Origin of the sequence: Microbacterium proteolyticum, assembly GCF_029639405.1 — a bacterium.
Classification (GTDB): domain Bacteria; phylum Actinomycetota; class Actinomycetes; order Actinomycetales; family Microbacteriaceae; genus Microbacterium.
Genome location: NZ_CP121274.1, coordinates 3,765,723 through 3,785,453 on the forward strand (window position 1 = coordinate 3,765,723; position 19,731 = coordinate 3,785,453).

At 69.6% G+C, this 19,731-nt stretch carries 17 protein-coding genes and 1 pseudogene; 14 read left to right on the plus strand and 4 right to left on the minus strand.

Going from position 1 to position 19,731, the window contains the following annotated elements; genetic code table 11:
- Positions 1 to 26: 26 nt before the first annotated feature.
- The 9 genes from P8R59_RS18855 (at position 27) to istB (ending at position 8,232) form a co-directional block, all read left to right on the plus strand.
- Positions 27 to 830 (plus strand): M23 family metallopeptidase, encoded by an 804-nt coding sequence (locus P8R59_RS18855; protein ID WP_100345616.1) that lies wholly within the window; start codon positions 27 to 29, stop codon positions 828 to 830.
- Positions 830 to 1,717 (plus strand): prolipoprotein diacylglyceryl transferase, encoded by an 888-nt coding sequence (gene lgt, locus P8R59_RS18860; protein ID WP_100345902.1) that lies wholly within the window; start codon positions 830 to 832, stop codon positions 1,715 to 1,717. The genes P8R59_RS18855 and lgt overlap by 1 nt, the downstream gene beginning before the upstream one ends.
- Complete coding sequence (gene resB / locus P8R59_RS18865) at positions 1,701 to 3,338, plus strand: cytochrome c biogenesis protein ResB (RefSeq protein ID WP_100345617.1); 1,638 nt, start codon at positions 1,701 to 1,703, stop codon at positions 3,336 to 3,338. Before lgt ends, resB begins: the two co-directional genes overlap by 17 nt.
- Positions 3,322 to 4,287, plus strand: coding sequence for a c-type cytochrome biogenesis protein CcsB (ccsB, locus tag P8R59_RS18870; RefSeq protein WP_100345618.1), 966 nt, complete (start codon positions 3,322 to 3,324; stop codon positions 4,285 to 4,287). The genes resB and ccsB overlap by 17 nt, the downstream gene beginning before the upstream one ends.
- Positions 4,288 to 4,313: 26 nt before the next feature.
- Positions 4,314 to 4,583: a hypothetical protein gene (locus tag P8R59_RS18875; protein WP_100345619.1), complete on the plus strand. Its 270-nt coding sequence runs from the start codon at positions 4,314 to 4,316 to the stop codon at positions 4,581 to 4,583.
- Positions 4,584 to 4,621: 38 nt separating this feature from the next.
- Positions 4,622 to 5,251, plus strand: coding sequence for a TlpA family protein disulfide reductase (locus P8R59_RS18880; RefSeq protein ID WP_100345620.1), 630 nt, complete (start codon positions 4,622 to 4,624; stop codon positions 5,249 to 5,251).
- Entirely contained in the window at positions 5,248 to 5,658 is a 411-nt protein-coding gene (locus tag P8R59_RS18885) for a cytochrome c biogenesis CcdA family protein (RefSeq protein ID WP_245861745.1), read from the plus strand. The genes P8R59_RS18880 and P8R59_RS18885 overlap by 4 nt, the downstream gene beginning before the upstream one ends.
- 82 nt (positions 5,659 to 5,740) lie before the next feature.
- On the plus strand, positions 5,741 to 7,435 hold the full coding sequence (gene istA / locus P8R59_RS18890) for an IS21 family transposase (protein WP_054686999.1): 1,695 nt from the start codon (positions 5,741 to 5,743) through the stop codon (positions 7,433 to 7,435).
- Positions 7,432 to 8,232: an IS21-like element helper ATPase IstB gene (gene istB / locus P8R59_RS18895; protein WP_071044827.1), complete on the plus strand. Its 801-nt coding sequence runs from the start codon at positions 7,432 to 7,434 to the stop codon at positions 8,230 to 8,232. Before istA ends, istB begins: the two co-directional genes overlap by 4 nt.
- Before the next feature lie 14 nt (positions 8,233 to 8,246).
- Here the strand turns inward: istB and P8R59_RS18900 are convergent, their stop codons facing one another.
- On the minus strand, positions 8,247 to 8,636 hold the full coding sequence (locus P8R59_RS18900) for a heavy metal-responsive transcriptional regulator (protein WP_054682943.1): 390 nt from the start codon (positions 8,634 to 8,636) through the stop codon (positions 8,247 to 8,249).
- Between the two features lie 99 nt (positions 8,637 to 8,735).
- Here P8R59_RS18900 and merA point away from each other — a divergent pair, with 99 nt between their 5' ends.
- Both merA and P8R59_RS18910 read left to right on the plus strand, forming a co-directional pair.
- The gene (gene merA, locus P8R59_RS18905; RefSeq protein WP_071044826.1) at positions 8,736 to 10,112 is read left to right on the plus strand and encodes a mercury(II) reductase; all 1,377 of its coding nucleotides are present in this window, start codon (positions 8,736 to 8,738) and stop codon (positions 10,110 to 10,112) included.
- Between the two features lie 75 nt (positions 10,113 to 10,187).
- Positions 10,188 to 10,550, plus strand: a complete 363-nt coding sequence (locus P8R59_RS18910) for a cytochrome c biogenesis CcdA family protein (RefSeq protein ID WP_245861746.1) — start codon at positions 10,188 to 10,190, stop codon at positions 10,548 to 10,550.
- A 296-nt stretch (positions 10,551 to 10,846) separates the two neighbouring features.
- Here P8R59_RS18910 and P8R59_RS18915 read toward each other — a convergent pair whose 3' ends face one another.
- Together P8R59_RS18915 and P8R59_RS18920 are read right to left on the minus strand one after the other, a co-directional pair.
- Complete coding sequence (locus P8R59_RS18915) at positions 10,847 to 11,350, minus strand: hypothetical protein (protein WP_245861775.1); 504 nt, start codon at positions 11,348 to 11,350, stop codon at positions 10,847 to 10,849.
- Positions 11,351 to 11,393: 43 nt separating this feature from the next.
- Positions 11,394 to 11,774: pseudogene (locus tag P8R59_RS18920) on the minus strand (DNA cytosine methyltransferase); the annotation flags it as partial.
- A gap of 273 nt (positions 11,775 to 12,047) precedes the next feature.
- On the opposite strand from P8R59_RS18920, the gene mobF reads away from it, so the two are divergent.
- The 3 genes from mobF to P8R59_RS18935 all read left to right on the plus strand — a co-directional run bounded on the left by mobF (position 12,048) and on the right by P8R59_RS18935 (position 16,529).
- Complete coding sequence (mobF, locus tag P8R59_RS18925) at positions 12,048 to 15,608, plus strand: MobF family relaxase (protein WP_100345623.1); 3,561 nt, start codon at positions 12,048 to 12,050, stop codon at positions 15,606 to 15,608.
- 155 nt (positions 15,609 to 15,763) lie between these two features.
- Positions 15,764 to 16,102 (plus strand): sulfate permease, encoded by a 339-nt coding sequence (locus P8R59_RS18930; protein ID WP_100345624.1) that lies wholly within the window; start codon positions 15,764 to 15,766, stop codon positions 16,100 to 16,102.
- Between the two features lie 106 nt (positions 16,103 to 16,208).
- A complete protein-coding gene (locus P8R59_RS18935; protein ID WP_150447119.1) occupies positions 16,209 to 16,529 on the plus strand; it encodes a helix-turn-helix domain-containing protein in 321 nt (106 codons plus the stop codon).
- A 77-nt stretch (positions 16,530 to 16,606) separates the two neighbouring features.
- Here the strand turns inward: P8R59_RS18935 and P8R59_RS18940 are convergent, their stop codons facing one another.
- On the minus strand, positions 16,607 to 19,609 hold the full coding sequence (locus P8R59_RS18940) for a hypothetical protein (protein WP_150447118.1): 3,003 nt from the start codon (positions 19,607 to 19,609) through the stop codon (positions 16,607 to 16,609).
- Positions 19,610 to 19,731 lie beyond the last annotated feature (122 nt).

Consider the following 19,731-nt stretch of genomic DNA (forward strand, 5'->3'; position numbering starts at 1 on the left):
CTGTACTTCGCATTGGCGGTCCTCGCATGATCGCGGATACCGCCGAGCACGACATAGCGCCAACCCGTCGCCGCATTCGTGAGCGCGCCGCCGCAGCGCAGCAGGCGGCGCACGCGGCGCGACGACAGTCGCGCGCAAGGTGGCTACGCCGTCGCGCGGTGGCTCTCGTGGCGATGGCCGCGGTGCCCGCGCTTGCCGTCCCGCTGTCGTTCCCGTCGCCGTCCCCGGCCGTGGCTCTCGCTGCCCAGCAGCCGGAGACGGTGAGCTCACAGCCGCAGTCGCTCACAGTCGGCGACCGCGTCGCGCCGGTGGTGCTGGACCGCGACGGCTTCTCCGCTAGCGTGCCGCTGCCCGATGGCGCGGAACCGTATGCGTTCACTGCGGCCACCTTCGTGAACGATCCCGCCTCGCCGGTGCAGTGGCCGTTCACCACCGGGGTCCCGGTCAGTAGCCCGTTCGGCTATCGCATCCCGCCGTGCTCGTCGTGCTCGAGCTACCACAACGGGGTCGATCTGACCCCGGGGATGGGCACCTCGATCCAGGCGATGGCGGATGGAGTCGTGACGGTCGCGACCGACGAGGGCGGCAGTTACGGCACCTATGTGGTGATCCAGCACGAGATCGACGGGCAGCTGGTCGAGAGCCTCTACGCACACCTGATCGAGGGCTCGATCGCGCTTGAGGTGGGGGAGCGGGTTCGGGTCGGGCAGCTGGTGGGTTTGGTGGGTAACACGGGCCTGAGCACAGGGGCGCATCTGCACTTCGAGGTGCGGCCCGACGGCGAACCGGTCGATCCGTTCGTCTGGCTGCCGCCGAGGGTACGGTCGTGATGCCGCTCGACGTGCTGCCGGCCCTGATTCCGAGCCCGGACATCAGCTACATCCAGCTCGGGCCGCTGCGAATCCACTTCTACGCCGTGTTCATCCTCACCGGCATCGTGCTCGCCGTCGTCATCGCGGCGCGGCGGCTGCAGCGCGCGGGGCATCCGCGTGGCGCGGTGCTGGATGTGGCGATGTGGGCGGTGCCGCTGGGCATCGTCGGCGCCCGCATCTATCATGTGCTCACCCATCCGGGCGATTACTTCTATCCGGGCGCGGACCTGCTGCGGGTGCTCTACCTGTGGGAGGGCGGCCTGGCGATCTTCGGGGCCGTGCTCCTCGGCCTGGTCGGGATCATCATCGGCACCCGCCGGGCCGGGATCCCGCTGCTGCTGTTCCTGGATGCGCTAGCCCCCGGCATGCTCGTCGCGCAGGCCGTCGGGCGGCTGGGCAACTACTTCAACCAGGAGCTGTTCGGTCCGCCCACCACGCTGCCGTGGGGGCTGCAGATCGACCCGGGCAGCCCCGCGATCCCGCCCGGCACCCCGGAGGGCACGCTGTTCCAGCCGCTGTTCCTGTACGAGCTGCTGTGGAATCTGCTCGGCGCCGCGGTGATCCTCATCGTCGAGCGCATCCGCCGCCTCGACGGGCACCCCGCAGCGGGGACCGGGCTGAGCCTGGGCCTCTACCTGCTGTGGTACGGGTTCGGGCGGGCCTTCCTGGAGTGGATCCGGCTGGACCCGACCGAGCTGCTGGCCGGCGGGATCAAGGCGAACATCGTCACCGCGGTGATCGCGGCCGTGCTCGGCGTCGGCGTCATCGTCTACGCCCAGTGGCGCACCCGACGGGCCGCGGCCGTACCGGCCGGAAACGAGGCGGTGCATGCCGACGCCGAGTAGCACACCCGAGACGGACACCACCTTGCCGGGCGACCATATCGACCGCGCGGGAGAGTCCCCGAGCGGCCCGCGCCTGGGCGTGGTCGGCTGGTTGCGGTGGGGGTGGCGGCAGCTGACCTCGATGCGCACCGCGCTGATCTTGCTGTTGCTGCTGGCTCTGGCGGCGATCCCGGGGTCGTTGATCCCACAGCGGTCCTCCGATCCCAACGGGGTCATCCAGTTCGACCGGAACAACCCCGGCTGGGCCTGGGCGGTGCAGCTGCTGCAGCTGCATGACGTGTTCGGGTCCGTATGGTTCTCCGCCGTCTACCTGCTGCTGTTCGCCTCCCTCGTGGGGTGTCTCATCCCGCGCATCCGCCACCACGCCCAGGCTCTGCTGGCACAGCCGCCGGCGACACCCCGCAACCTCCAGCGCCTGCCGGCGCACGACCGTCGCCGCGTGGACGGCCCGCCGGAAGATGTGCTGCGCGCCGCGGAGAAGGAGCTGCGCCGCCAGCACTACCGGCTCCGCAGGCTCGACGCGGGCGGGGAGTGTTCGATCGCCGCCGAACGCGGCTACCTGCGCGAGACCGGGAACCTGCTGTTCCACCTCGCCCTGCTCGCGGTGCTCGTCGTCCTTGCGGTCGGCACCGGCTACCGCTTCACCGGGCAGCGCATCCTCGTCGAGGGGCAGACCTTCGCCAGCACGCGGATCGCATACGACTCCTTCACCCCTGGCCGGTTCGTGACCGACGCGCAGATCCCGCAGTTCACCCTCACCCTGGACCGGTTCCGCGTCGACTACGTCGAGGACAATCTCAACGCGCTGGGCATGCCGCGCGACTTCGACGCCCAGGTCACCGTCACCGCAGACGGCACGCAGCAGTCCTCGAGCATCCGGGTGAACGAGCCGCTGTCGGTAGCCGGCACCGACATCTACCTGCTCGGCAACGGCTACGCCCCGACCCTCACCGTCCGCAACCCGGCCGGCGACGTCGTCTTCAGCGACTCGATCCCGTTCCTCCCGCAAGACGCCAACCTCACCAGCCTCGGCGTCGTGAAGGTCCCTGACGGGCTGGCGAAGCAGGTCGGGATGATCGCCCTGTTCTACCCGACCCGCGCGATCGCGCCCGGAGGCGCCTCCTACTCCAGCTACCCCGACCTGCTCGACCCGGTCGTCACCCTGGACGTGTATGTCGGCAACCTGGGACTGGACAGCGGTGTTCCCGTGTCGGTCTACTCGCTCGACACCTCCGCGATGACCCAGGTCGCCGGCCGCGGCACCGCGACCCCGGCCCTCGAGCTCACGCCCGGCACCACCGCCCCGCTGCCGGACGGGCTGGGCACGATCGAGCTCACCAACATCCCGCGATTCGCGTCGCTGGACATCGCCCACGACCCGACCCAGGCGCCCACCCTGATCGCCGCGTCCGCCGCGGTCGCCGGCCTGGCCCTCTCGCTGTTCGTGCCCCGGCGGCGCATCTGGGTGCGCGTCGCCGCCCGCGGCGACCAGACGCAGCTCGAGGTCGCCGCGCTCGCCCGCGGCGACGACCCCCGCCTGCAGTCCACTGTCGACGCCCTCGCCGCCCGCCTTGAAACCGCGCCCCGACCACCCGGAGGATCCGATGACCCCGTTCCTTGACGCCCTGTCCCTGCTGCTGGTGTACTCGGCGATCGCCGTCTACGCGGCCGGCTTCATCGCCTACACCCTCGACCTCGCCCGACGCACCGCCCCGCGCCCCACGTCGGCGCCGGCCAAGGAACGGGTCCTCGCCGGGCCAGCCACGATGCCTCCTGCACCGCCCGGGGCCACGGAGCCCACGACGGAGCCGGCACCCGGCAGGTCGAAAGCGATCCGGGTCGGCTACGCGCTGACCGTGCTCGGCTGGGTGCTCCACGTCGCGGCCACGGTGCTGCGCGGCATCGCCGCCGAACGGGTGCCCTGGGCCAACATGTTCGAGTTCTCCCTGACCGGCACGGCGCTGATCATCGGCACCTTCCTGGCCGTGTCCATCCGGGGTCGCCTCGCGTTCCTGGGGACCGCGGTCCTCGGACTGACCGTGCTGCTGCTGGGCGTGGCGACGGTGAGCTTCTACGTGCCCGTGGTGCCGCTGATGCCCGCACTGCAGTCCGGGTGGCTGGTGATCCACGTCCTGGTCGCGCTGCTGGCCACCGCGTTCTTCGGCCTGGCGTTCCTGGTCAGCATCACCTATCTGCTCAAGTCCCGCCGCCATCCCGAGCAGACGACTCGGCTGCAGCGTCTCCTGGAGGCCACCCCGTCGGCCGAGGACCTCGACCGCCTCGCCTACCGGCTGACCATCGTCGGCTTCATCCTGTGGACCTTCACCCTCATCGCCGGCGCGATCTGGGCCGGGCGCGCCTGGGGCCGGTTCTGGGGGTGGGACGTGAAAGAGGTCTGGACCTTCATCATCTGGGTCCTCTACGCCGCCTACCTCCACGCGATGGCCACCCGCGGCTGGCACGGCCGCCGCGCCGCCGGGCTGTGCATCACCGGCTTCGCCGCCGTGCTGTTCAACTTCGGCGTCGTCAACGTCTTCTTCACCGGCCTGCACTCCTACTCCGGCCTCTGACCACACTCCCGAAAGGACCGCACCCCATGACAAGAAAGACCACCCCGCGCCCGAACAAGCCCGACGACTTCGAGGCCCGCTGGCGCAAGCACCGCCTCCTCGTCCGCCTCGGCCAGGTCCTGATCGGCGCCGGCGCGCTCGTCGCGATCATCCACTGGCTCGCCCACCTCGAAGCGTTCGGACCCGGCCAACCACCCGGCTGGCTCGACCTCGCCGCCGGCTACCCGACCGGGCTCGTCCTCGTCATCGCCGGCGCCATCCTCGCCGGGCGCAAGCGCCCCACCGCCAAGTCCTAGACCACCGGCTCACCACCGCTGCCTGAAAGCCCATAGCCATGCCCCCGAAACCCGACTCCGCCCACCCGCGCCGACGCTGGATCGCGGCACCAGTCGGTGGCAGCCTCGCCGCACTGCTCCTGCTGGCCGGATGCGCCGCCCAGCCGCCCGACATCACCCTCCCGCAGACCCCGAACGGGTACACCTCAGCCGACGACACGGTCGTGGAGATCCCCGCCGCCGAGCGCGACGCCCCGGTGACCTTCGGCGGTCCGCTGGACACCGGCGGCCAAGCCGACTCCACCGACTGGCTCGGCTCGGTCGTCGTCGTCAACTTCTGGTACGCCGCCTGCCCACCCTGCCGCGCCGAAGCCCCCGACCTTCAGGCGACATATGAGCAGTACGCCGACCAGGGCGTCGTGTTCATCGGCGTGAACGTGCGCGACACCGGCGCGACCGCGACCGCGTTCGCCACCGAGTTCGACATCACCTACCCGTCGATCCTGGACGCCGCGACCAGCGACGTGCAGTTCGCGTTCGCCGGCAAGTCCGCCCCGAACGCCGTGCCCACCACGATCGTCCTCGACCGTGACGGACGGATGGCCTCCCGAATCCTCGGCCGCATCCCCTCCCGAGGCACCCTCGCCGCCCTCATCGACACCGCCTTGACCGAGAGCCGCACCCCGTGAACGGCATCGTCGCCAACGGCGAACTCTGGCTCGCGATGCCGATCGCGTTGCTGGCCGGCCTCGTCTCCTTCGCCTCGCCCTGCGTGCTCCCGCTCGTACCCGGCTACCTCGGCTACGTCACCGGCGCATCCACCACCCGCTCCCGCTGGAGACCCCTGATCGGGGCCGGCCTGTTCACCCTCGGGTTCTCGCTCGTGTTCATCGCCTACGGCGTCGCCTTCGGCGCCGTGGGCAGCTGGCTGATCCGCTGGCAGGACATCCTCATCCGCATCCTCGGCGCCGTCGTCCTCATCATGGGGCTGGTGTTCATCGGCCTGCTGCGCGTCTTCCAGCGCACCGCGAAACCCGCCATCAAACCCCCTACCGGCCTGGTCTGGCTCTGTCAGTCTGTTTTGGCCCCGGAGTGACGGCTAGGAGTGGCCCCACTTTCTGACTTGCCGGGGCGGTTCTGACGGTTTGATCTGGCCCCACCTGAGCGTGTGTTTCGTGTTGCTTCAGGATGAGCGGGCCCGGCAGGGGTCGAAAGTGGAATTGTTCGCGGATATCCGCCGTGCCTCGCGCGTCGACGGGCTATCGGTGCGCGCGTTGGCAGACAGGTTCGGGGTCCACCGTCGCACGGTGCGGCAGGCCTTGGCGTCGCCAATTCCGCCGCCGCGGAAGATACCGTCACGGATGTCTCCACGGCTGGGGCCGTACAAGGCGGTGATCGACGCGATGCTCACTCAGGATCTGGACGCGCCTCGTAAGCAGCGGCACACGGCGACAAGGGTTCTCGCGCGGCTGGTCGACGAGCACGAAGCGGCGGGACTGTCGTACTCGACGGTCCGCGACTACGTGCGCGTACGTCGTGCCCAGATCGATGCCGCAGCCGGGCGCCGCGTCGAGGTGTTCGTCCCACAGGAACACGCACCTGGTGAGGAAGCCGAAGTCGATTTCGGCGAGGTCTGGGTGATCCTTGGCGGGGTGAAAACGAAGTGCCACATGTTCACGTTCCGGCTCTCGCACTCGGGGAAGGCGGTGCACCGGGTGTACTCGACGCAATCGCAGGAAGCGTTCCTGGAAGGACATATCGACGCGTTCGACGAGATAGGTGGGATCCCGACCCGGCACATCCGGTACGACAATCTCACTGCCGCGGTACAGACGGTGCTGTATGGGAAGGGCCGTAGCCGAGTAGAGAACGACCGATGGGTACTGTTCCGCTCGCACTACGGGTTCGACTCGTTCTATTGCCAGCCCGGAATCGACGGCGCCCACGAGAAGGGTGGCGTCGAAGGCGAAGTTGGTCGGTTTCGCCGCACCTGGCTGTCGCCGATGCCGGTCATCGACTCGCTCGCCGAGTTGAACGAGCAGATCCGCCGGTGGGACGCCCGCGACAACGAGCGACGCATCAACACCCGGATCCGCACTGTCGGGCAAGACTTCATCGACGAACAAGCCCGCCTTACGCCATTGCCAGGCGAGCGGTTCGATCCTGGCCTGGTGCTCTACCCGCGGGTAGACCGCTCGAGCCTGATCACCGTGCGGATGGCGAGGTACTCCGTGCCCGCCCGTCTGATCGGGCGGAAGGTGCGGGTCTCGTTGCGGGCGTCTGAACTCGTGGTGTTCGACGGCCACGCCGAGGTCGCTCGGCACGAGCGGGTCGTGGCCCGCGGCGGGGAGTCGATCAACCTTGACCACTACCTCGAGGTCCTCAGGCGCAAGCCCGGCGCGTTGCCCGGGTCCACCGCGCTGGCCCGTGCACGCGAAGCCGGCGTGTTCACGACAGCGCATGACGCGTTCTGGCAGCAAGCGCGGAAGGTCGATGGCGACAGCGCCGGCACAAGGGCTCTGATCGATGTGCTCCTGCTCCACAGGACCATGCGAACCGTCGACGTGATCGCGGGGATCCGTGCCGCCCTCACGGTCGGGGCGGTGTCCGCCGACGTCGTCGCGGTCGAAGCCCGACTGCACGCCGCCGGGCCCGAGTCAGACCGTCATCGCGTTGAACAACCACGACGTGACGTGCAGCGAGTTGTCAGCCTGACCCAGCGTCGCCTCATGGATCCGGCCGCGGTGATCGCCGGACTCCCAGCCGACCGGCGGCCACTGCCATCCGTCGCGCACTACGACGAACTCCTTAACCGACGTTCCGAACCAGAACCGCCGGTCACCGATGAGAGAGAAGGAATCGCCGGATCATGAGCAACCCCACGAATGTCACCACGATCCTGCGTCGGCAGCGCGGGCTGACCGAAGAAGCCGCCGCGGCCGCAGTTGACCAAGCCTGCCGCAGGCTCCGTTTACCCACCATGCGGGCGGTGATGCACGAAGCGATCACGGCCGCGGAACGTGAGCAGCTGACCTACCAAGGGTTCCTTGCCGAGCTCCTCCTCGCCGAGTGCGACGACCGGGACCGCCGGTCCGTTGTCCGCCGCGTGTCGGCAGCCGGGTTCCCGAGGAACAAGTGGCTCGGGGACTTCGATTTCGACGCGAATCCGAACGTCAACCCTGCAACGATCCATACGCTCGCGAACGGGGACTGGATCCGCCGCGGCGATCCGCTGTGTCTGATCGGGGACTCCGGCACCGGGAAGTCGCATCTCCTCATCGGCCTCGGCACCGCCGCTGCAGAGAAGGGCTTCCGCGTCCGGTACACCCTGGCGACGAAGCTCGTGAACGAGCTCGTTGAAGCCGCCGACGAGAAACAACTCACCCGCACCATCAACCGGTACGGACGCGTTGACCTGCTCCTGATCGACGAGCTCGGCTACATGGAACTCGACCGACGCGGCGCCGAACTCCTGTTCCAGGTCCTCACAGAGCGGGAAGAGAAGAACTCCGTCGCGATCGCATCCAACGAGTCGTTCAGCGGGTGGACGAAGACCTTCACTGACCCGCGCCTGTGTGCGGCAATCGTCGACCGGCTCACGTTCAACGGCACCATCATCGAAACCGGCACCACCTCGTACCGCCTCAACCACACCCGTCAGCGGCAGTAGCGATCCGAAAGTCATCAGAGGTAGCGGCAGATGGACTCCGGCGTGCAGGCTTCGGACGCCGTTGCCGTCGCGTGCGCCCGAAGCTCGACGATGCTCCCTCGTAGGGCGCGCAGCTGCTCGAGCTGCTCATCAATCTCCACGAGCCGGCGGTCAAGGAGATCCAGCACGTGAGCGCACGGCGAACCACCCGTGTCGCGAACATCGAGGATCTCCGCGGTCTGCGCAAGGGTGAGCCCCGCCGCGCGAGCCCGATCGATGAACTCGAGCCGCTGCACCGTCTCGTCACCATAGCTGCGGTACCCGGCCGGGGTGCGCTCCGGCGGTTGCAGCAGCCCGCGCTCCTCGTAGTACCGCAGCGTCGACGGTCTCGTCCTCGCCTTCTCCGCGAGTTCTCCGATCCGCATCGTGACACCTCCACCGTCAGTTTGACCTTCAAGCATGCTTGAAGGTCCATTCTGTCGCATAGGGCCGCACGTGCGGCCCGGTCCACCCGAGGAGGCATCATGACTCAGCACAACGAGTTCGATCTTGCGGTGGTCGGGACGGGCGGCGCGGCGATGTCCGCGGCGATCCACGCCCGACTCGAGGGGGCGAGCGTGGTCGCCATCGAATCGGGCACGCTCGGTGGCACCTGCGTGAACGTGGGTTGCGTGCCCTCCAAGACACTCCTCGCGGCCGCGCACACCCGCCACGCCGCGCTCACGAACCCGTTCCCCGGCGCCGCCACCTCCGCTGGGGCCGTCGACCTCGGCGCGCTCGTGCAGCAGAAGGATGAGCTGGTCGGCATGCTCCGCCAGACCAAGTACGCCGACATCGCCGCCGCCTACGGGTTCGACATCCTCCCCGGCACCGCAACATTCACCGATCCCTCAACACTGCTCGTCGATGGACGACCGGTTCGCGCCAAGTCGTATCTCATCGCCACCGGCGCCGAACCGACCATCCCAACGATCCCCGGCCTCGAGCAGATCGATTACCTCACGTCGACCACGGCGATGGAACTCACCGAGCTGCCCGCTTCGCTCGTGGTGATCGGCGGCGGATTCGTCGGCCTCGAACAGGCCCAGCTGTTCGCCCGGCTCGGGGTCGAGGTCACCATCATCGGCCGGCTCGCCCCGCACGCCGAACCAGAACTCTCCTCCGAGCTCCGCAAAGCCTTCCTGACCGACGGAATCACCGTCATAGGCGACCGCGCCGCAACGATCACCCCACACGACGACCTGGTCCGAGTCCTCACCCGCACCGGGAAAGTAGCTACCGGTGAACGCGTCCTCGTCGCCACCGGCCGCACCCCCCGCACCGACGGGCTCGGCCTCGCCACTGCGGGCATCGCGACCGACACCCGCGGCTTCATCATTGTCGACGAACAACAGCGGACCACGAACCCGGCGGTGTTCGCCGCCGGCGACGTCACCGACGTGCCCCAGTACGTGTACGTCGCCGCGAGGACCGGGAAGATCGCCGCACACAACGCCCTCGGTCACTCTGAGCAGGTCGACTACACCGGGTTGCCCTCCGTCCTGTTCACCTCACCCCAACTCGCCTCGGCCGGGATCACCGAAGCCGAAGCCATCGCCGCCGGATACAGATGCGCCTGCCGATACCTGCGACTGGCCGACGTGCCCAGAGCCATCGCCAACCACAACACCCGCGGCGGCATCAAGATCGTCGCCGACGCCGACACCGGCAAAGTCCTCGGAGTCCACGCCCTCGCCGACACCGCCGGCGAGATGATGCTCGCCGCGACCTACGCCATCAAAGCCGGATTCACCGTCACCCAACTCGCCGACACCTGGGCCCCGTACCTCACCATGGCCGAAGGCATCCGCCTCACTGCGAACCTCTTCCGCAACGAACTCCCCACTTCCTGCTGCGCCTGACAACAGACAGCCACCCACATCGACCCGCCGCCACGACGGGGCCACTTCAAACCGTCACCCCGGGGCCAAATCAGGTTGACAAAGTCACTGGTCGGCGCGCCGCTGCTCGGCATCGCCTTCGGCCTCGGCTGGACCCCCTGCCTCGGCCCCACCCTCGCCGCGATCTCCGCACTCAGCATCAGCACCGCATCCGCCGCCCGCGGAGCACTCCTGGCCGTCATCTACTGCATCGGCCTCGGTCTGCCGTTCCTCGCCGTCGCCGCCGGCCTCGGATGGGCAACCACCGCCACCGGGTTCCTTCGCCGACACATCCGCGCCATCAACATCGCCGGCGGAACCGCCATGATCCTCACCGGCATCCTCATGATCACCGGACTCTGGACAATGCTGATCTACTCACTCCAAACCCTCATCGGCGGAACGCTCCTGCCGATCTGAGGATCGCGGCTTAGGTTGCATTTGCGTCCACGGACGAGCGAGGTTCCCGGAGGGTTGGCTAACCTCGAAGGAGATCCCGGATTTCATGCGAAGAGGAACTGGTTTCGCCTAAGTGTCAGGATTCCACTGAAGAACATGAAGGGCTCGGACCGCCTGGCGAGGTAGAACGCCGTTGCCGAGCGCGGTGAGCTGTTCGCTGCTGCTCAGCTCGAGGTCGGGGTCGGTGAGCCAGCCGTCTGGCAGGCCCATGAGCCATTCCACGAAGCGCGGCGCGGGACGGAGCTGACCGTCATGGTTCAGCACCGCCGGAGCTGGGGCGGGTCGTCCGCTGAGGTGTTCCCATCGTCGGATGGCTCCGGCGTAGTGTCCCCATCGTCGAACAGCTGCTCGATCAGCGGCCACAGTCCGACCGGCTCCTGGCCTCGCCTGCGTCGGGGGCCATTCTGCGCCAGGTCGATGATCTGATGCGAGAGGGCGATCGTGCCGCGTCGGGCTCGCACCTGTTCCAGCGTCTCCCCACCGCGGGCGACGTCCGAGGCTAGCGGGGTGCGGAACAGCGCGCCGAGCGAGGATGAAGATCCGAAATCGGGTGTGTGGTGCGCCGACGTGGGAAGCGGGTAGGCCAACCCAGCGAGCGTCGTACCGGAGGTCGGCCAGATCGCCGAGTACGGCTCCAAGTGCCCGTAGAGGTCGGGCTGGTGCGTCTCCCAGATCCCACGGGTCGGGTTCCATTGCGCGAAGGGCAGCCCGTGTCGCGGGGGTTGCGCGTTCGAGGACTGCGGAGAGGGGGTTGCGTTCATCGTGGTCGTCCTGCGGGTCGGGGCGGCGTGCGGTGGCGGAGAGCAGGCCGCGGACGTTCTCGGCGACGACCCACTCGGGTTGCAGCACGTCGATCGCCGCCGCCATCTGCGCCCACAGGCCCGAGCGGGTGCCCGGTGCGAGGCCGGCTCGCTTGCCGACCGTGGAGACGTCCTGGCAGGGGAACCCGCCGCAAATCACGTCGACCGGCGCGACCTGCCGCCAGTCGACCTGCGTGATGTCGCCAAGGTTGGGGATAGCGGGCCAGTGATGCGCGAACACGCGGGCCGGGGCGGGGTTGAGCTCGGAGAACCAGGCCGTGCGTCCGCCGAGGACGTGCTCGACGGCGAGGTCGAGGCCGCCGTAGCCGGAGAACAGCGATCCGATCCGCAGCGGGGCGGCCGGGGCGGGGGCTGAGTCGGGCATCGAGGTTCCTGTGCGGTCGGCGCGTCCCGGTTGAGGCACTCGCCGGGCTGGTCACCTTCCAGGTGCGCGCGACTCCCACAAGCTCCGCGGCTCCGCCCTCGTCTTCCCGGCGTCGATCGTTCGGCGCGGTGGCCTCGGATCGCGTTGCTGGGAGCACTGTTCGGCGCGGGCGGTCAGCCTGCCTTCGGTCGGCCCACGCCTCTTGCAGACGAGGTTCGGACCCGGCGCGAGCGCCGGGTCCGAAGGCGGTGGTCCCGTTCGCACCTGACGGGCATGACGGTCTCGATGCGGGTGATGAGCGCGGGCGAGGGTTACAAGTACCTGCTCAAGACGGTCGCCGCGGGCGACGGGAACCGTGCCTTGTCGACCCCGCTGACGCGGTACTACCTCGAGGAGGGAACCCCGCCCGGTCGTTGGATGGGCAGCGGCGTGCCTTCGCTTGGCGGCGGCAGGATTGTTTCTGGCGATCAGGTCTCCGAGGTTCAACTTCAGCTGCTCGTCGGCATGGGCCGTGATCCGGTCACGGGCGATCCGCTCGGCCGCGCCTACCAGGACTTCTCGACTGCTGCCGTTCGTGTCGAGGCGCGGATCGCATCGCTGGACCCGAGCCTGGGCCTGGTCGCTCGGGCGGAGGCGATCGCGCAGATCGAGGCCGAGGAAGCTGCGCGCGGGACGCGGCGCGCGGTCGCCGGGTTCGACTTCACGTTCTCGATCCCGAAGGCTGCATCCGTCGTGTGGGCGGTTGCGGACGCCGGCACGCAGGCGATCATCGCCGACGCGCACCATGCGGCCGTTGCGGAGGTGGTTGCGTTCATGGAGCGGGAGATTGCGGCCACGCGCGTCGGCGCAGCCGGACGCGACGGCGCCGTTGCACAGGTCGGCGTCGGTGGACTCATCGCAACCGCGTTCGATCACTACGACAGCAGGGCCGGCGACCCCCACTTGCACACGCACGTCGTGATCTCGAACAAGGTGCAGACGTTGCTCGACGGCAAGTGGCGGTCGCTGGACGGGCGGCCCCTGCACGCGGCGGTCGTCGCCCTGTCGGAGCTGCACGAGGCGGTGTTCGCCGACCATCTCACCCGCGTTCTCGGCGTCGAGTGGGAGGCGCGATCTCGTGGCCGGGACCGGAACCCGGCTTGGGCGATCACGACCGTCCCGGAGTCGCTGATCGCCCTGTTCTCCAGCCGGTCACGGCACATCGACGAGGAAGCCGACCGGCTGATCGAGCGGTACATCGCCGAGCACGGGCGGCGTCCGTCGCCGGCGACGATCGTGAAGCTGCGCGCGCAGGCGACGTTGACGACGAGACCGGACAAGCAGGTGCAGTCCCTCGCGGCGCTGACGGCGCAATGGCGTCGTCGTGCGAGCGCGACCCTGGGCGAGGACGCGACCGAGTGGGCGCGCCGGATCACCGACGCCTCGTCGCCGCCGCTGTTGCGCGCCGACGACATTCCCCTAGACGTGATACGCGAGCTCGGGCAGAGGGTGGTCGAGGTCGTCGGCGAGAAGCGGGCGACGTGGCGACGGTGGAACCTCTACGCGGAGGCCGCGCGGCAGACGATGGGCTGGCGGTTCGCCAGCACGACCGATCGCGACGCGATCGTCGGCATGGTCGCCGATGCCGCCGAGGCGGGGTCGCTGCGGCTGACCCCGCCGGAGCTGGCGAGCAGTCCGGCGATCTTCCGACGCTCGGACGGGACGAGCGCGTTCCGTCCGAAGCACGCCACGGTCTACTCCTCCGAGCAGCTCCTCGCGGCCGAGGATCGGCTGCTCGAACGGTCCCGGATGCTGACCGCGCCCACGCTCGACCTCGCCCAGCTCGAGCGCGTCACCCGCAGGCCCGACCGTCGTGGTCTCGTGCTCGGCGACGACCAGGCCGCCGCCTTGGCGACGGTCGCGGTCTCCGGTCGCGTCCTCGACGTGCTGGTCGGCCCGGCCGGCGCCGGGAAGACGACGGCCATGAGCGCCCTGCGGCGGGCCTGGGAGATGCAGCATGGGCACGGATCGGTGGTGGGATTGGCGCCGTCCGCGGCGGCGGCGCAGGTGCTCGGCGACGACCTTGGGATCGTCACCGAGAACACGGCGAAGTGGTGGCAAGACCACCTCGTGCGTGGCACGACGTTCGCAGCCGGGCAGCTGGTCATCATCGACGAGGCATCCCTCGCCGGGACACTCACGCTGGATCGGATCACCGCGCTCGTGGCACAGGCCGGCGCGAAAGCACTGCTGGTGGGCGACTGGGCTCAGTTGCAGTCCGTAGACGCCGGCGGGGCGTTCTCGATGCTCGTCCACGACCGGGACGACGCCCCCGAGCTGGTCGACATCCACCGCTTCACGCACCGCTGGGAGAAGGCGGCGTCCCTTGGGCTGCGCCACGGCGACGCCTCCGTGATCGACGAGTACGACGCCCACGGTCGCGTCCACGACGGCGACACTGACGCCATGACGGACGCCGCCTACACCGGCTGGCGCGGCGACATGCTCGCCGGGCGCGAGTCGGTGCTGATCGCGGAGACCCACGAGTCGGTCTCCGCGCTGAACCAGCGAGCACGCGCGGACCTGATCCTCGACGGCGCCGTGACGCCGCTGCGCGGCTCGGTCCAGCTGCACGACGGCACCCTCGCATCACCGGGCGATGCCGTCATCTCCCGCCACAACGACCGGCGCTTGCGGGCCGGGCGCGGCTGGGTCCGCAACGGCGACCGCTGGACGATGACCGCCGTGCGCAGCGATGGCTCGGTCACCGTCCGCCGCGCCGGCCGACGCCGCGGCGCGTCCCTGGTGCTGCCGGCCGGCTACGTCCGCGAACACCTCGATCTCGGCTATGCGGTCACGGCACACCGGGCGCAGGGACTCACCACCGACACCGCGCACGCCCTGATCGAGGCGACGACGACGCGGGAGAACCTGTACGTCGCGATGACGCGCGGACGCGACGCGAACCACGCCTACGTCGCCACCGGCCGACCGGACGGCGTGCATGCCGGCCCGCATCCCGGCGACAACACCGCGGCGAGCGCACGCACGGTGCTGTTCGGCGTCGTGCAGCACTCCGGCGCCGAGCTCTCCGCGCACGAGACGGTCACCTCCGAGCAGGAGGCATGGTCGTCCATCCGGCAGATCGCGGCGGAGTACGACACGATCGCCACCGCCGCGCAGCAGGATCGCTGGGTCGCCCTGATCCGCGCCAGCGGCCTCACCGAACGCGAGGCCGAGGACGCCATCGCCTCCGACGCCTTCGGCGCGCTCGCCGCCGAGCTGCGCTACGCCGAGGCCAACCATCACGACGTCGCTACCCTGCTGCCACGGCTGGTCGCCTCCCGCAGCCTCCACGACGCCCAGGACGTCGCGGCGGTCCTGCACGCGCGCCTGTCCGCCGTGACATCCAGGCCAGCCGGCGCGGGCCGCGCCCGCCGTGCGCCACGACTGATCGCCGGGCTCATCCCCGAGGCGGCCGGGCGGATGGACGCGCAGATGCGGCGCGCGCTCGATGAGCGCCGACAGCTCATCGAGGACCGCGCCCAGGCGCTCGCCCGCGCCGCCCTGGCCGAGCACCGGGCCTGGGTCGGGCACCTCGGGCAGCCGCCGGCCCGGCCGGCGCCGCGCGCCCGATGGTGGCAGGCGGCCGCCACCATCGCCGCCTACCGGGATCGGTACGAGGTCACGGCGGACACTCCGCTCGGGCCGGCCCCCGACGCGGCCGCACAGCGACTCGACGCCGCACGGGCGCGCGCCGCTCTGGAGCGTGCCCGCACGCTCGCCGACACGGGCGAGCGCGACACTTGGACACCGCCGGACCCTCGCGCCGAGCGCACCGGACCCGGCCTGTGATCGGCAATGCGCTTCCGATGTCGCACCTGTCGGCGTATTCTGCCTGCAGGCAGTTCCTTTCGGCGCCGTCGCTTGTCGCGAAGGCATGACCGCACCGTCAGCCGGCCGGTCCTTCTAGTTACTCGCTGCCGAGTCACTAGGAGAGGACCGCCCTCATGATCCGGCTACTCTGGACCCTCAGCGTCCGTACCCGTGCGTTCCTGCGCCGCTACATGCCGACCAACATCCTGCTCGACCGGATCCGCACCCGTCGCGGCCTCAAGTGGGGCGTCCCCGCGATGCTCATCGCCGTCCCCTACCTGCTCATCGCAGCGACCCTCGCCGCCGCGGTCGCCGACGGCGGCCCCGGCTGGCTGAACTTCCTAGTCGTGCTGTTCCTCTGGAACGCCGCGAAGTTCGCGTTCATCGGCCCGGTCAGCCTGATCCTGCTGGCCCGGACCCGCCTGCACGAGGCCCGCGCCCGCCGCGCGCAGGCCCGCTACGCCACCGCTTGACAGGACGCTCCCACCCATCTCTGGGCAACCCCTCGCCTAGTGGATAACGGTATTATCCCCTTGTGGGCGAGGTGAGACGACAAGGCGACTCCGGCAGAATGGACGGGTGCCTGAACACGTTCGCCCCGACCTGCCTCCTGCGGTCGGTGACGCCGTGAGCGCGTTCGGCTACGGCGTCCGGGTCGCCATCATCGGCTACATCCACGAGCATGGCCCCGCCACCCGCGGACAGCTCGCCACCGCCCTCGGCCTAGTGCCCAAGACCGTGCAGTTCCATCTCACCGGGCTCACAGCCCTAGGCGTCGTCATACCTGACCCACCCCCTGAACAAGCCCGACGCGGCCAGCGCACGCGCTATGAAATCGACGCCGGTCGAGTGCTGGAGCTGTACGCCGAACTCGGTAAGCATCTCGGCATCGGCGGCTGAACGCTCCCGAGGCGTTTGGCGCTTCGGTCTCGACTGCACGAGTCCCACTCCGACGCTGGACGCGACAGTGATTCGGGTCAGCTCTGCTCGTCAAACAGCGCCAAGAAGTCTTCGTCCTCCTCTCGCACGTAACCGTGACGCTCGCGGTAGATCGCCAGGCGTCGGCCGAACCACAGTGTGAGGATGCCGGCCAAGGCGAAGATGCCGCCGGCGATCCCGAACGGGAACATCCAATCCCCAGCGCCGGTCAGCGCCAGCGACGGCGGCAGCTCCGGGGTCTTCGGGACGGTCGGCACGGAGACGACGGTTGTGGTCTCGTCGGGCGCTCCGCACAGCCCACGGTGGATCTCATCGCCGTTCGCGTCGAACAGCGTCTCGATCCAGTAGTACGTGCCGGCCTGCTCGAAGACGACAGCCTCGGAGGTGTAGTCGCCTGGACCGTCGAGGGCGATCGGGTCGCTGCGGAACGCGAGCTCGGCGTCCGTGCAGGTCGCGGTCTCCCCGTCCTGCCGGTATGCCTCGAACACGAGCGTCGAACCGTCCGGGACCGTCCCGCTGACACGGGCGAGGTCATGCGCGGGCTCGCCGAGGGTGACCTCGGCAACGGCCTGTGTCGTGACCGTCAGCTGCTCGGGCTGCTCGGTGATGACGGTCGTCTCGCCGGGCGCCCCGCAGGTGCCCTCGACGAGGATCGTCCCGTCCGCGTCGTAGAGCGTCTCGATCCAGTACACGTTGCCGGGCTGGTCGGTCGTGGTCTGGCCCGAGGCGTAGACGCCGGGCTGGGTGACCGCGATCTGCTCGCTCTGGTAGAACGCGCTCGTGCAGTTCGGCTCCGCGTCGGCCGGCTCGGGGCCGTAGGCGCGGAACTGGAGATACGCCCCCTCGGGGATCGTGCCCTGCACCAGGGCGGTGTCCGCGAACGGCTCGCCCACCCGCGCGGTCGCCGTCGCCTGGGTGATGACCGTGACGGGCAGCTCGACCTCCGGCGTCGGCGGGACGAAGAACCTCTCGAGCACGTCGGCCGGCGACGAGCGATACGGCTGCACTCGGTCGTCGCCGTCGAAGGTCGTGACCAGCACGTAGAAGCCGGGCTCAGACGGCTCGATCCGGTCGGCATCGGTGTAGCCGAGCCGGTAGACGCCGTTGCGCGCCGGGGTCGTGATCGAAGTCAGCAAGGGCGCGTCGGACAGGTCGAGGTCGTCCGTAAGCACGGCATCCGTGGCGAACGGCCCATAGACCGTGTGGGTCACCTCGTCGTTGTCGGCCTGCCAGTACCCGTCGCCCGCGAACTGCCCGTGGTTGGCGGGGAAGCCCGTGACCGTCACCGTGTCGAACGCCCTGCCGCCCGGATGGACGTTGTACTCGCGCATCAGCGAGGTCGTCACGATGGGCCAGCGCACCGAGGTCGTCTCGACCGTGATGCCGTACTCGTCGGTCCAGTCCGCCGCGAGGTAGTCACGCACCCACTCCGGCTGTGTCGCCTTGTGCGCCCGCCACACCCAGGTCACGAATCCGCCCTGCGGTGCCACGACCTCCGGCGAGGTGTAAACGCCGGGACCGTCGGCCGTGATCGTCACCGTGCCAAGCGGCACCGCGCCCGTCTCGGCGAGGACGGCCTGCGTCGGCGGCAGGGTGCCCGGCACCTGATAAGCGGTTCCCTCGAACACGACGGGGATGAACGCCCCGTCGCGCTTGAGCCACGCGCCGTTCGCGCTGGACACCGTGATCGTGTCGGTCAGCGCGTCACCGGGCACGGCGAGGTGCTGATCCGCCTCCGACATGGCGACCGGCTGGAACGGCACGACGCTGCTCTCCGGCATCTGCCCGAAGCGATCCGCGAACGAGTCGGTCAGATACCGGCCGTTCACACCCTGTGCCGCCTTGTCGATCGTCCAGACCCAGGTGTAGAAGCCGGACTCGGCCGCGACGACCGTGCCCGGCGAGGTGTACGAGCCCGCGCCGGTCAGCGTGACCGTCTCCTGCCCGGCCACCGGCGCGCCAGCAGGCGCCGCGTCGGCCTCGGCGGGCTGCTCGTCGAACGGGCCGAACAGCGTGCCGGTCGCGGTGATCGGAATCGGCACGCCGTCGAGCCTGATCCACGTCCCCTTGGAGAGCGTCACGAAGAGCTGGTCGGTGAAGGCGTCGCCCTCGGCGACGTAGCGAGAGGACACCTGCGTGGCGATCTGCGGCTGGAAGTCCAGGTCGATCATCGGCGTCTGCGCCTGGACCGACAGCCCGGTCGAAGAACCGGCGACGGCGGCGATGAGGCGCTGCGCGCCCGGTGTCGTGTAGAGGTCGACCTGCGCCCCGTAGCCGGCCGCGGCGACGCTCATGCTCGCCTCGATCCGGTACGACGGCACCCCGTCGGCCGGGGTGCCCGTGATGCCGTACTGCCCGACGCCGAGCGTGCGCGACGACGACCCGTCGACGAACACCGCGCCCGTCAGCGCCGCCCCGCCCTGCAGCGACGCGGGATGAGCGGCGACCGTCACCGTGCCGGCGTACTGGTCCGACATGGCGATGCTCACCGACAGCGACGGATCGGTGACCGCGTTGACGGCGGCCTCCTGCCGCATGACGGCGAGGTTCGCCAGGATCGTGCCGCGCACGCCGACAGGCGCGCGGGCCACGTAGTAGTCATCGCCGGACATCCCGTGGCTGTTGTAGACGCCCGGATCGGCGACCGACCACACATACAGCGCGACCGCCGCCGTGAGATTCGGGTCGCCGGACTGCCCCCACCTGTCCAGCACGTAGTTCAGCTCCGCGAGCTGCTGACGCGAGAGCGAGTCCAGGGAGGTCACCGTCTGCGGCCCCGATGTGGGATCGAACGGGGAGTTCGCGCCGAGGTCGATGCAGTACCCCTGCCTGCCGTCGACGTCCGTGTTGTACGCCCCCAGGAAACCCGAGTCACCGTAGTAGCCCGTCCCCAGGCTGCCCGCGTGAGCCGGCACCGCACCGAGCACGACCGTCCCAGCCAGCACGAGTAGCGCGACGAGGACCGCAGCGAGACGACGGATCACCGCGCCGGGCGGATGCACACCTGGGGGCTCGGGTGGGGATGCGATCGACATTGACATGGGCCGTCCTCCTGACTCTGCAAAGGACGGTGGGAAGCGACCGTCCTCAGAGCAGGTGCGCGGATCGGCCCACGCGACGTCGCACAGCCGCAGCCGAGTTCTGGCCTCTGCGGACGACCTGG